Origin of the sequence: Flavobacterium sp. MFBS3-15 (assembly GCF_026107645.2) — a bacterium.
In the GTDB taxonomy this organism is placed as follows: domain Bacteria; phylum Bacteroidota; class Bacteroidia; order Flavobacteriales; family Flavobacteriaceae; genus Flavobacterium.
Genome location: NZ_JAPCHV010000008.1, coordinates 160630 through 173315, shown reverse-complemented (window position 1 = coordinate 173315; position 12686 = coordinate 160630). Strand labels below are relative to the sequence as shown.

Below are 12686 nucleotides of genomic sequence, written 5' to 3'. Positions count from 1 at the left end.
TCTATTTTTATGGCTCGTGGTAATCAATGCAATATCCGCCTGAGTAAGCTCAATAATCAATAAAAAATAAACAATAATAAATTAATTTTCTCCTTTTAGCTTGATTCTATACGAATTGATGTTTTCCAAAACCTCCTCATCTACCGCAGGCTCTTTAATGTCGTACCTGCAAAGCTCGTCCAGTATGGTTTTTGCCACAAGGTAGCGCGCGGTTTCCTTGTTATCGGCAGGGATAACATACCAGGGCGCGTGCTTTTTTGAAGTTTCCGCTATCGCCTCCTCATAGTATTTTTGGTAATCATCCCAAAACTGGCGTTCATCCAGGTCAGATGGTGCGAATTTCCAGTTGTGGCTTTCTTTGTTAAGCCTCCTCAACAGCCTTTCTTTCTGCTCCTTTTTGCTTATGTGGAGAAAAAATTTGAACACCAGCGTACCATTCTGGCTGATATGCTTTTCAAAATTATTGATTTGTCCGTAGCGCTCCTCCCAAATGTCTTTAGGAATTTCTTCGACTTCCGTAATCCCCGGCAGGTTTTCATTCAGTATGAATTCCGGGTGTACGCGGGTGATAAGCACATTCTCATAATGCGATCGGTTGAATATGGCAAACTTCCCTTTTTCGGGCAGTGCGATATAATGCCGCCAAAGGTAATCGTGCTCCAATTCGGATGATGTGGGTGTTTTAAAGCTGTAAACATTCACCCCCCGGGCATTAAACCTGCGAAACACTTCCCTGATGAGGCTGTCCTTTCCGGAAGTATCCATCCCCTGCAGGCATACCAGTACGCTGTATCGGTTGTTGGCATACATTTTGTCCTGTAGCTTGCCAAGTTTGCGCCCTGCCTTTTTCATGGCGGTGCGTACCTTTTTTTCTGACGCCTCCATATCGATGGCTGTTGCCGCCTTACTGATGTCAAATTTGCCGGTTATCTTAAAATCTTCGGTGTTTATGTCCTTCATGGGGTAAATGCTATATCTTTATATAAATATAAGTATTAAACAAATACCGCGTTTACAGGTAAAACATAAGATTATGCAAAAGTTTCAGCTGGAACTGCTGTTCCACATCATCGGCATCGGGTCGGCATCCGGATTGTTCCTCAACGGCAATTCGCTCTTCATCATTTCCGACAACAGCCACATCCTTTACGAATATGACATGACGGAAAAGTCTTTGGGCCGCATAGCACTTGTCGACCTGTCTTATAAAGGACCTATGGAAAACATTCCCAAACCCGACAAGGCCGATTATGAAGCCATCGCAGCAAAAGGCGACGAACTCTACCTGTTCGGTTCCGGATCGACCGGCAAGCGCAACACCATTGCCCACATCAATTTCAAAACCAAAGAAAGACTACCCGCCATTGATGCGACCGACCTGTACATGATCATGCAGGAATTTGGCCAGATTGACACGAAGAATTTCAACATTGAAGCCGCGGTGAACGATGGCGACACCTGGTACCTCTTCAACAGGGGTAACGGCCCTAAAGGCAAGAATGGCATTTTTACCCTAGAAGGTGACATGGATGAGACCTCTTTCCAAATCATTTACAACGACATAAAGCTGCCAAAGATCAACGGCGCATCTTCCGGATTTACCGATGCGGTGAAGGTAGGCGGAAAGCTGTGGTTCATCGCTGCGGCGGAAAAATCGAATTCTACCTACAAAGACGGCGAGGTTGCCGGGACTTTGATTGGCCGCATTGATATCGAAAGCATGGAAGTGGAGTATACCGAAACCATCTCATCAAAAAACAAGTTTGAAGGCATTACGCTCTACAAGGAAACGCCAACTTCACTTGAGTTCCTTTTGTGCGAGGATACAGATAATGATGCGAAAGAGAGTGGGGTTTACAGGTTGGTTATACCGAAATAGTTCAGCGTTTCGGGTTCAGGGTTGCCACTCAGAACTCTCAACCCTGAACTCCAACCCTGAACAAAAAAAATTTCATCCCGTCCCAACCTTTTTCCCTTTTTGGTGCTCTATATAAAAAAACAGACCGATCGTGATAGATGAACAACTCATAACAGCATGCCGGAAAATGCACCGCGACGCCCAGCGGAAGGTGTACGAGTACCTTGCGCCGCGGCTCTATCGGGCCTGCAAGCGGTACCTAAAGAACGAGGAGGCGATTGAGGAAGCGATGGCCGATGCCTTCTTCACCATTTTTACGAAGATTGACCAGCTCAAGGAAGACAAGGCTTTTGAGGCATGGGCAAGAAAGATAGCTGTGAACCAGTGCCTGCTTACACTGAAGCGCAACGTAAACTTCAATATTTACATTGAAGACATGGGGCACAGTGTAACGCCGTCGGTTGGCGCGTCGGAAGCTTTGGAGGAAGAAGACCTGCTGCACCTGCTCACTTACCTGCCCGAAGGATGCCGCACGGTATTCAACCTTTTTGCCATTGAGGGCTACTCGCATAAGGAGATCGCCGAAATGCTGAACATCAGCGAAGGCACATCAAAATCGCAGCTGAACGTATCGCGCACAAAATTGAAAGAACTGGTAAACAATGTTTACTACCAAAACAGGAACAGTCATGGAGGATCAAGATAAATTATTTGAACAATTCAGGGCCTCTGCCGAAAAGGCAGAGCAAAAAGGCTTCGACCGCATGGAGGCGCTCTGGAATCGCGTTGAGGACAAGCTCGATCGGGAAGAACAGCGGAAATCGGCGACGTGGTGGAAGTACACGGGCATGGCGGCAGTACTGGTGCTTTTTGTAACGGTTGGCACATTCATGTACCGGGAAAACAGTCCGGAGATGACCCCACAGGGAATGCAGGAGAACCATATTACCGTGATCGACACACAAAGGGTAATGGAAACTTTTGAACCATCTAAGGAAAGTGTAGCGGAGGAAGCCGTGGTTTTTACTGAAAAAAAACAGCATACAAGAACACCTGATAATACTACATACGACACGTTGGCTCCCGGCAGGCTGGTTTACCGCGCACTTCCCGGCCAGATGGAAGCAATGAAAGATAAAAAAACCGCTACTGACGGTTACTATGACAATGCAAGAGCATACATTACCGAAGAAGCTGCTGACAATGGCAACACCATTACCTTCAGCGGTATCGTGACCGATGACCGGGGGATGCCGCTACCCGGTGCCCTTGTGAAATCAGAAGGGGGTACAGGCACAGCGCTTTCAGACATCAACGGGCGCTATACCATCACTGCTGCTGAAGGGGACAAGGTGACCGCTTCTTACATCGGGATGAAAAGCGGGTCAATACTCGCCTATAAGGCCAACAACAACCGCAAAGTAGCACTGGCCGAGGAAAACCCGGTTGCAGCAAATGCAAAAGTAAAATATACTGCGCTCCGGGATCTTACCCCTGCAGAAACAGAAGATGTACACAGTGGCTTCCTGCCGGGCGTAAACGGCACTGTAGCTGCCATTGATGAAGGGAAAGTACGCATCCGGGAAAAACAGGATGAAAAAATCGAGGCCAACACAGGCTATTTCAGCAATGGGCTGGCAGCTAAGAAAGAATCAGCACAGCGTGGCGATACTGACGACTACCTGCAAAAGCAGGCAGCAGGAATAAGCCCATCTGCCAGCAATAATGCTTCCAACCGGTTTCCGGACGATGTCATCGCAAACAGCAACCCGCTATATGTGATTGATGGGGAAATAGCCTCTGAAGAAGCCTTTAGGAAAATCGATGCAAAGGACATTGTGAGCATCACGGTACTTAAAGATGCCAATGCCAGAACAGTGTATGGCAGCAGGGCGAAAGACGGGGTAATCATAATAAAAACGAAAAAAAACCTGAGCGAAGAAGATCTTAAAAAGCTGGAACGCGACATGAAGAGATCCTACAAAGAAACGAAAAAGAAACTGAAGGCCGCCACAAAACCATAAGCCATGAAATACCTTTTTGCCCTTTTGTTATTAGCTAATGCTACTCAAGGTGTGGCACAGGGAGATTCCATCCAATCCGGGAGCATGAAAGTTGAAGATGTACAGCTGAAAAGCAGCTATGTACAATTGCAGCCCGGTGAAAGCGCACAAGATTTGGCAAACAGATTTCCATCATCAGTCCCGAACGAAGAAAGGGTGTACATTATTAATGGGGTACCTTTAAATTTTGAAGCCCTAAAGGTGCTAAATCCAAACGATATTGTAAGTGTTATCGTTTTAAAGGATGCTTCGGAAACATTGATCGGATGCAATAGATCGCCTTATAATGTAATAGTGATAAAAACTAAAAAGAACCTTACCAAGAGAGAGCTGCGAAAGCAAAACCGTGAAGAAAGAAGGGCCGCAAAGAAACTTGCGAAAGAATAAAAGAACAAATTCCTTTTTAGGTTAGGGAATTTCAACTACCGGATCCTATTTTTAACTAACTCAAATCCGAAAGCCCCGTGGGAGCCATAACCCGCGGGGTTTTTAAAAATTTGCCATGAAACAAATCATAATTGTCTTATTATTACTAACCGGATTTTGTTCCACTGCACAAACTCCTGAGAAATGGACACCACAGCAACAATTTGAAAAAGACCTTTCGGCAAATAACCTGCGAATATATATACTCGGTGGGATTGCCGCACGGCCAAAAGAAGGCGATGCCGACTTCGAAAAGAAATATGCGGTAGATTTTTATGATTTCGGTTGCCTTGCACCTGTCAACCTCAATTTTTACAATGAATACAATCTTTTAATTTTTAAGCATCTTACCGAAAAGAACGGAGAGGAATGGGAGGAAGCCATACGGAAAGATGTAATGGCGTGGAATAAGTGGAAGCCTGAAAAATGATACGTTCCTCTTGTCACTTCGAGCGCAGTCGAGAAGCAAAAAAATAACGGAATATCCATTTCGACTGCGCTCAATGTGACATTCCGTTATTTTTTTACTGAATTAACTTGTCAATTAATTCTTCTTCTCTATATCCCTTAGGTTTTCCATCTTCTTCATTTCGAGGAAGCCTTTGATGTCTTCAAAATGCTCTTTCACACGTTTGTGGCCAAATTCAAATACTTTGTTTACCAACCCGTCGAGGAAGTCCCTGTCGTGCGACACGAGTATCAGCGTACCGTCAAAAGCCTTTAGCGCATCCTTGATGATGTCTTTGGTCTTCATGTCGAGGTGGTTGGTAGGTTCATCGAGGATGAGCACATTTACCGGTTCAAGCAGCAGCTTGATCATGGCAAGACGCGTCCTCTCCCCTCCTGAAAGCACTTTTACTTTCTTGGTCGTATCATCCCCACTGAACATGAAGGCGCCCAGCAGGTTTTTAATTTGTGTACGGATATCGCCCACCGCAATCTGGTCGATGGTCTCAAATACCGTAAGGTTCTCGTCCAGCATGGCCGCCTGGTTTTGGGCAAAATAGCCTATCTGCACATTGTGGCCCACTTCGAGCTTCCCATCAAAATTGATCTCGCCCATGATGGCCTTTACCATGGTCGACTTACCCTCGCCGTTACGCCCAACGAAAGCAACCTTCTCACCGCGCTCGATAACCATTGCGGCATCCTTGAAAACTACATGGTCGCCGTAGGCTTTGGAAAGCTCGTTTACCACAACCGGATATTGCCCTGATCGTGGCGATGGCGGGAATTTCAGCTTGAGCGCCGAAGTATCTACTTCATCCACTTCTACGAGTTCCAGCTTTTCGAGCATTTTTACACGCGACTGTACCTGTAATGTTTTCGAATAAGTGCCTTTAAAACGCTCGATGAACTCCATGTTCTCTGCAATCATCTTCTGCTGCTCTTCGTATGCCTTTTGCTGGTGGGCACGGCGGTCCTTACGGAGCTCAAGGTAGTGCGAGTATTTCGCTTTGTAATCGTATATGCGGCCCATGGTCACCTCGATGGTGCGGGTAGTAATGTTATCGACAAAAGCCCTGTCGTGCGATATTACCATTACGGCTTTGGCACTGTTTACAAGGAAATCCTCCAGCCACTGGATGCTCTCAATGTCCATGTGGTTGGTAGGCTCATCCAGCAGGATCAGGTCGGGTTTTTGCAAAAGTATCTTTGCGAGTTCGATCCTCATCCTCCAGCCTCCGCTGAACTCCGATGTCGGGCGGGTGAAATCTTCACGTTCAAAGCCCATACCCTTCAGTACTTTCTCTACTTCGGCCTCATAGTTCACTTCCTCAATCGCATAGAATTTCTCACTGAGTTCCGATACTTTCTCAATGATCTTGTAATAGTCATCCGATTCATAATCCGTACGCACGGTAAGCTCCTCATTCAGCGCATCAATCTCGGCCTTCATTTTAAATATGCTTTCAAAAGCTTTCGAGGTTTCCTCAAAAACTGTTGCGGTGTCTTCGGTCAGCAGGTGCTGCGGAAGGTAGGCGATGATGGTGCCTTTCGGTGCCGATATCTGGCCGGAACTGGGCTTGTTTACACCTGCAATTATTTTGAGCAGGGTAGATTTTCCTGCGCCGTTCTTGCCCATCAAGGCGATTTTGTCGTTTTCGTTAATGGAAAAGGAAACATCGCTGAAAAGCGTTGTGCCGCCAAATTGTACCGAAAGTGAATCTACAGTGATCATTAGCTGTTTTTTTTGAAGCCGCAAAGATAATGGTTTTAGCCACGAATTTCACGAATGCCCGTAATTTAGCATTGCGGTAACTTTAGTATCTTTGCTTTATAATTTTGAAGGATGAATAAGAGCTGGGTAAAGTTCGGATTGATATGGGGCGCCCTTATGGCCATCATAATGAATATAGGCTTCCCGTTATTTGACGGTGAAAACATCAACTGGCCAAAAGCCGCAGTATCACTGCCGGTGTGGTTAATTTTCGGACTTATCTTCGGTTACGTTTCCCGAAAGAAACCTGTAAAAAAGCAATAAAATGAACCGGACAGCGCGATTCGCAATTATTTGGTTTGTGGCATTCTTTGTCCTCAACACATTCATTGGCCCACTGATTGGCATAAATGAAGTAGAGATGACACCTGTGTATATAGCCGGAAACTTTGTCATTTGGGGTGCCGCCGCTATGGCTATGTATTTTATACTGAAACGGAAACAGAAAAAATCAGACGGCAATGAAAAAATGGGTTAGGTCGGGGCTTGTATGGGGAGGCATACTTTACGTGATCACTATGGTACTCTTCCCCTTAATCGACCACGAAAAATTCGACACTACAAAAATACTGCTCGGCATCCCGCTGTGGATCGTGACAGGATTGACCATCGGGTATCTTTTTGATAAAAAGAAAAAGACAACTAAAGCCAGGAAAAAGGGATAGCCCTATAACACTTTGAGGATATCAAAGAGCTTTCCGGCAAACTCGTAACTCTCATTAATGGCATTATGTCCTTCTCCTGCCAAGGGTATCAGGATCACATTTTCCTTATCAATTTCTTTTAGACGTTGCGAATGGCTGAAAGGTATCAGCTTATCCCCGGTTCCGTGAAAAATATATACCGGCGATTTCATTTTTCCGATTTCGTCATACGTATTGAATTTGTACCTCTTAATGAATTCGGGAATAAGCGGAACCTTCTCGCTTGCCAAATCAGTAAGGCTGTAGTAAGGCGCCTGCAATATAAGAGCCTTTACATTTTTGGCTGCTGCCAAATGTGCCGCAGGGCCGGTGCCTATGGAATAACCGGCAATGATGATATTGGCCCCGTACTTCGGTTGCATGAAAAAAAAAGCCTTCTCTACATCCGCATTTAGCTGTTGCTCGCTTTCAATATGCCCATTGCTTTTGCCATAGCCCCGGTAATCCAACATAAAAATGTCATAGCCCGCCTCGTTATACAACTCTGCCGAGTGCCCCCATCCATCTACACAACCTCCATTGCCATGCAGGTAGAACACGAGCCCCTTGCTGTTTTTTGCTTTGAAAAGGATGCCGTGCAGCTTTACATCATCTTCAACAGGAATGTAAACTTCTTCAAACTCATTTGAAAAAGAGAACTTGTGCTTTTGGTCCAAAACTACAGGATGGAACAGTAGCTTTTCCTGAAAAAAATAAAGCAATGTGAGCGACAAGGCATAAATACCTATTATTACTAAAACTACCCTTAACCAAAAACGGTATATTTTTTTCATACTATTGGCCACAAAAAATTAAGGTATGGATCCCCATACCTTAATTTCATTTTGATTATTTCATTATTGGCGTAATTTCAAACTTGAAAGGCGCATCCTGTAATCCATCTACTACATAAACGTAAAATGGTGCTTTCACCTTACTTGGAATAAATGAATTATTTATATTCCACCACACCGATGATGAAACTTCAGCAACATTACTATCAAAATCTTCACGATAAATTTCTTTTTCGTCTTTATCTTTTACTATTATTGAAAACATATCGCTATTTGCAGCATCGATTGTACTCCTTTCTACCGTCAGCATTACGATACCTCCTTTAGCACTTCTTTTGAGAATATCTGTTTCAGACTTTAGCTTATCCTCAGACCACATTTCCTTGGCGCTCTCCTTCTTCAAATTTTCAATTTCCTGTACCAGGGAAGTATATTTTAATTCCGTAGTTCCTCCATATTTATGCTTCCCGGAAATAAGCTTTACTTTATACCCCTTGATACCCTGTGCTTCAATCGAATCCTGCACAAAAGTATCCGGTTCTTCTTTTACGGCAGATAGGGTATCTACAGTTTTCTCAAGTCCATCCGAGCTGGTGTCGGTTGCTTTTTTGTCATCTTTACAGGCAAATAGCATGGTCGCGCAAATGCCCATCATTAAAAATTTGGTTTTCATGGTTTATATGATTTTAGACGACCAATATATGATTTTTTTCTTTACGTAATAAAAAAATTAATGTTTTTTACCGGTTCGTAATTTCATACCACACCGAAGGCGAGCCTTCATCATAGAATGTCCCAATATATTTCAGTCCTGCTTTTTCAAGTACAGAATGGGAATTGATGTTTCCTGCATCGGCATAGGCATTGATCTTTGACAGTCCCATTACATTAAACCCATAATCTATAAATGCCTTGGCTGCCTCGGTTGCATAGCCTTTTCCCCAATGCCTCTTCATAAAGCGATAGCCGAGGTCAAAATGGTTAATGTGCCCATTGATTTCATGCTCCATAAACTTAAGCCCTGCCCAACCCAGGAACTCGCCTGTTTCCTTTAAAATGACCGCCATTCTTGCGGCACCATTGTCAAGGTATTGCTGGCGAATCATTGTAATCGCACTTCTTATCTCATCCATAGATTGTACGGGAGTATTGCCGAGGTAGCGGTGCACATCGGGGTCGGAATCCATCTCAAAAAGGCTATCTTCATCAGAAGGCAGCAGTTCGCGGAACAAAAGCCGTTCCGATTCGAAAGTTTCAGGCATATCAGGAATAATTTGGTTAAATATAAAATTAAAAACGGGCAGCATACGCCGCCCGTTCCAGGTTATATGCAAATTTGTTTTATTGTTTCACAACCTTAATAGTTTTTGACGCGCTGTCGCCCATCACTTTAACCATATATGTACCGGCAGACAACTGAGACATGTCTACTGAGGCTTCATTTTGGTTAACCGTTTTTGCGAATACTTTCTGGCCTACAATGTTGTACACCTCTACAGAAGAGATATTCTTATCGAAAGAAAGCGTAAGCACATCCTTTACCGGGTTTGGATGATAACGGAACGAAGCCGCATTGAAATCTCCATTGCCCAAAGTTACTGTCGCGGTTACCTCAAAACCAAGGCTCTCACAATCGTCAATAGTCTGTGTTGCATAATAAGTCTCTCCCGATACAAGCACAGTATCTGATGAAAGCGGGTTTTCGCCCTCTTCGGCATCTTCCTCTGTGGCATACCATGTTACGGTGCCGGCAGCAGTAACTACTAGGTCGGCAATCGTAGCTTCTTCAGCAGCAGCAACTGAAATTTCCTGTTCCTCATCTCCTGTTGGTACATCTGTAGTTGTTATTTGGACCGTAACCGGGGTACGGCCAACGCTTTCGCAGCCATCCATTGCCTGCGCAGCATAATACGTAGCACCTGAAACCAGCTCAAAATCGTCAGCGAGCGGCTCACCTCCTGTTTCATCTGCATACCATATTATTTCACCGTCTCCGTCGACATCAAGGTCTTCGAGTTCAGCTTCGTTACAGAATGTCTGTGTAGGCTCATCGGTTGTCGGGGCAGGGATGATAGTTATCTGGGCTGTAACTGCGGTTCTCGCAACGCTTTCGCAGCCACCGTCAGGAGTTACCGATGCATAATAGGTTGTACCATTTACAAGCTCAGCTGCTTCATCTACAATGTTCCCGCCTGTTGCGGCAGTGTACCATGTTATGGCATCACCTTCTGCCTCAAGTTCGGCCACGGTTGCCCCCTGGCAGAACATTTGTGTAACATCGGCATCAGGTGCCTGTGTGGCTGTTATGGTCACGGTAACCGGAGTCCTCGCAACACTTTCGCATCCTCCGGCAGGAGTCACCGAAGCATGATATACCGTCCCGTTAGTAAGCACTGTAGTTGAAGCGAGTGCCGTACCACCTGTAGCAGCGGCATACCAGGAAATGACTGTTCCTGTAGCTTCAAGGTCAGCTACTGTAGCTCCGGGGCAGAATGTCTGTGCAGCATCGGCAACAGGAGCAGCAGTTGCACAAGTTACGGTAAGGATTCCGCTTATGTTTGCAGTGCCATCCCAGTATCCGCCTCCACCGGCATTATATCCTCCATAAGTATAAGGGCCTCCGTTTAGTTGGAAACGGCTGGCGTAGTAATAGGTACCCGGCGCAAGAGTTGCACCTATAGTAGCCATATATTCATCGTTATTTCCTAAATCCGTTGCAGCAGTATTGAATGTTACAGGCACCCAGGTAGTCCAGGTATTTGGATTGGTATTGCTTCCCACAGGGCTGATGCCGATCCATGCAGTAATGCCTGATCCTGCACCGGCCGCTTCAGTTACGCCCGGCTCATATGCACGTGCATACACAGTATCTGAGCCACCCTGTGCAATATTTATTGTTGCAGGCCACTGCAGGTTGACCCAATCAATTGTCTCTACTACAGGCAGGGTTACATTTATAAGATAATCTTCAGCCTGTCCATAGCCTGTGTTTTGATTGCCACAAGCACCTCCATAAGGCAATGTCCATTCATCATCATCTTCATAATACCAGTTCTTCACTACTCTCATATAGGTAAGGCCTGCCATAGCTGCGGCTGGTACTGCTATTGGCCCTGTTACCTGCTGTCCGTCAGTACCGTTCGAATCAATAAGGAATCCAGGGATATTATATGTTTCATTTGTATCCCCAAAATCGCCATCGTGATTCCAGTCAATGAAAACTGTAAAATAATTTTCATAACCGTCGCCGAAATCATCGTTTGTATTTCCCGCAAGGGTTATTGGGTAACTTTGCCCGGCGGTTACCTGTGCAGGCGCTACTGTAGTAAAATTCTGGAGCGGGGCACTGCCATCTACCGTTGCGGATGAAGTATTATTGATACCTGCAAAATTAACTAATGTTATCGGTTCTACACCTTCATCAAAATCAATCGCGCACGGACATGGAGCACCGCTGCTCACTACCTGAACGGGCGCAGAAGTCGCAGACTGTCCCGATGCTGTACAGGTAACTACCAGACGGTACCAAGTTGTTGCAGCCTGGGTTGTGGTTAAAGTCGCCGAAGTGCCACCAGTGGGTAAGTCAGTATACGTAGTGTTGTTGGCAGAAGTCTGCCATTGGTAGGTAAGGCCTGTGTCGGTGTAAGCAGGTGTAACGCCTAATGTTACTGAAGCGCCGTTACACAAAAGTGCACCCGAAGCAACGGCAGCAGAAGCAGCAGGAGTCGCGTTACAGGCAACAGGCTCAGCCTGGGTAACATTGACCTGATCAAAATACACAAAGAAATCGCTGTTTTCATTTGTTAACGCTGCGTAAACACCGAGATAAACCTGGCTGCCGGCCGGCGGATAGAATGTCACGCTGCGCTGCGCACAGCTTGTCGATTCGATATGGTTGGTGGGATCTATGGTTTCAAGGAGGTAGAATGGCCCTGTAGCAGATGTCGCCCAATATACCTCAATAAACCCCCAGTTTTCAGAGTTTTCTGTAGCATCAACAGGTGGGGTGTCATAGTTCATCACTTTGTAACGATAATTAAACGTCACTTGTCCTCCGTTGGATGTACCTATGCTTGGAGAAACTGTTTGGGCTTCGGGTTCAAGATACCAAAGGTTTGCCCGCATAGCGCCATTACCCATGCAGGTACTAACACCGGTATGGTCGAACACATAGTTATCCCAAGTGTCCACGTTAGCCTGATTGTTAAAATTTGCCGTGTAATTGATCTGTGCTTCTGCACTCCCCGCAATAAGCAGCATACATAGGGCCGCAAAATTGCAGAGCAATTGTAATCGTGTTTTCATAACATTTTATTAATTGGTTGAAAAGCTAAATTTAACAAAAAAAACATACAAAAATGTTAAATATCACATATATATGCATTTATGCGTAAATTTTAACATTATTAAAATGCATTCTAACCACTTTATGAAACAAAACTCATTGACTTGCATTATTATCACAACTGGATATCCCACCTTTTTAAACAAATTCATGAAAAGCAACAATAAAACCCTCTTTCACTGCATTTTGCCAAAAGATTGATACGGATTTAACGAAAACGTTTTAGTTTTTAAAATAATTACGGATATCCAAAGATTTTACTTTACGAAAACGTTTGAAATCTATACTTTTGCCAC

General features: G+C 44.9%; 14 protein-coding genes. 8 read left to right on the top strand and 6 right to left on the bottom strand.

Annotation, left to right across the window (positions count from 1 at the left end):
* Positions 1 to 81 precede the first annotated feature (81 nt).
* A complete protein-coding gene (locus OGH69_RS09080) occupies positions 82 to 960 on the bottom strand; it encodes a PPK2 family polyphosphate kinase (protein ID WP_265174141.1) in 879 nt (292 codons plus the stop codon).
* A gap of 73 nt (positions 961 to 1033) precedes the next feature.
* Here OGH69_RS09080 and OGH69_RS09075 point away from each other — a divergent pair, with 73 nt between their 5' ends.
* The 5 genes from OGH69_RS09075 to OGH69_RS09055 all read left to right on the top strand — a co-directional run bounded on the left by OGH69_RS09075 (position 1034) and on the right by OGH69_RS09055 (position 4777).
* Positions 1034 to 1879, top strand: coding sequence for a DUF6929 family protein (locus tag OGH69_RS09075; RefSeq protein ID WP_265174140.1), 846 nt, complete (start codon positions 1034 to 1036; stop codon positions 1877 to 1879).
* 166 nt (positions 1880 to 2045) lie between these two features.
* The gene (locus OGH69_RS09070) at positions 2046 to 2564 is read left to right on the top strand and encodes an RNA polymerase sigma factor (RefSeq protein ID WP_265174159.1); all 519 of its coding nucleotides are present in this window, start codon (positions 2046 to 2048) and stop codon (positions 2562 to 2564) included.
* The gene (locus tag OGH69_RS09065) at positions 2548 to 3882 is read left to right on the top strand and encodes a carboxypeptidase-like regulatory domain-containing protein (protein ID WP_265174139.1); all 1335 of its coding nucleotides are present in this window, start codon (positions 2548 to 2550) and stop codon (positions 3880 to 3882) included. The genes OGH69_RS09070 and OGH69_RS09065 overlap by 17 nt, the downstream gene beginning before the upstream one ends.
* 3 nt (positions 3883 to 3885) lie before the next feature.
* Positions 3886 to 4308 carry a hypothetical protein gene (locus OGH69_RS09060; RefSeq protein WP_265174138.1) on the top strand — a complete coding sequence of 141 codons (423 nt, stop codon included), beginning with the start codon at positions 3886 to 3888 and terminating at the stop codon, positions 4306 to 4308.
* A 115-nt stretch (positions 4309 to 4423) separates the two neighbouring features.
* Positions 4424 to 4777 carry an FEKKY domain-containing protein gene (locus OGH69_RS09055; protein ID WP_265174137.1) on the top strand — a complete coding sequence of 118 codons (354 nt, stop codon included), beginning with the start codon at positions 4424 to 4426 and terminating at the stop codon, positions 4775 to 4777.
* 114 nt (positions 4778 to 4891) lie between these two features.
* Here OGH69_RS09055 and abc-f read toward each other — a convergent pair whose 3' ends face one another.
* Positions 4892 to 6529, bottom strand: a complete 1638-nt coding sequence (gene abc-f / locus OGH69_RS09050) for a ribosomal protection-like ABC-F family protein (protein WP_265174136.1) — start codon at positions 6527 to 6529, stop codon at positions 4892 to 4894.
* A 111-nt stretch (positions 6530 to 6640) separates the two neighbouring features.
* Between abc-f and OGH69_RS09045 the strand changes: the two genes are divergently transcribed.
* Genes OGH69_RS09045 through OGH69_RS09035 form a run of 3 tightly spaced genes read left to right on the top strand, consistent with a single transcriptional unit; the run spans position 6641 to position 7233 of the window.
* Positions 6641 to 6832 carry a hypothetical protein gene (locus OGH69_RS09045; protein WP_265174135.1) on the top strand — a complete coding sequence of 64 codons (192 nt, stop codon included), beginning with the start codon at positions 6641 to 6643 and terminating at the stop codon, positions 6830 to 6832.
* A gap of 1 nt (position 6833) precedes the next feature.
* Complete coding sequence (locus tag OGH69_RS09040; RefSeq protein WP_265174134.1) at positions 6834 to 7046, top strand: hypothetical protein; 213 nt, start codon at positions 6834 to 6836, stop codon at positions 7044 to 7046.
* Positions 7030 to 7233: a hypothetical protein gene (locus OGH69_RS09035; RefSeq protein ID WP_265174133.1), complete on the top strand. Its 204-nt coding sequence runs from the start codon at positions 7030 to 7032 to the stop codon at positions 7231 to 7233. The genes OGH69_RS09040 and OGH69_RS09035 overlap by 17 nt, the downstream gene beginning before the upstream one ends.
* 2 nt (positions 7234 to 7235) lie before the next feature.
* Here OGH69_RS09035 and OGH69_RS09030 read toward each other — a convergent pair whose 3' ends face one another.
* From OGH69_RS09030 to OGH69_RS09015, 4 genes are all read right to left on the bottom strand, one after another.
* Positions 7236 to 8045: an alpha/beta hydrolase gene (locus OGH69_RS09030; protein WP_265174132.1), complete on the bottom strand. Its 810-nt coding sequence runs from the start codon at positions 8043 to 8045 to the stop codon at positions 7236 to 7238.
* A 55-nt stretch (positions 8046 to 8100) separates the two neighbouring features.
* Positions 8101 to 8718, bottom strand: coding sequence for a hypothetical protein (locus OGH69_RS09025; RefSeq protein WP_265174131.1), 618 nt, complete (start codon positions 8716 to 8718; stop codon positions 8101 to 8103).
* A 67-nt stretch (positions 8719 to 8785) separates the two neighbouring features.
* The gene (locus OGH69_RS09020; protein WP_265174130.1) at positions 8786 to 9307 is read right to left on the bottom strand and encodes a GNAT family N-acetyltransferase; all 522 of its coding nucleotides are present in this window, start codon (positions 9305 to 9307) and stop codon (positions 8786 to 8788) included.
* Positions 9308 to 9386: 79 nt separating this feature from the next.
* Positions 9387 to 12350, bottom strand: coding sequence for a T9SS type A sorting domain-containing protein (locus OGH69_RS09015; protein ID WP_265174129.1), 2964 nt, complete (start codon positions 12348 to 12350; stop codon positions 9387 to 9389).
* Between the last annotated feature and the right edge of the window lie 336 nt (positions 12351 to 12686).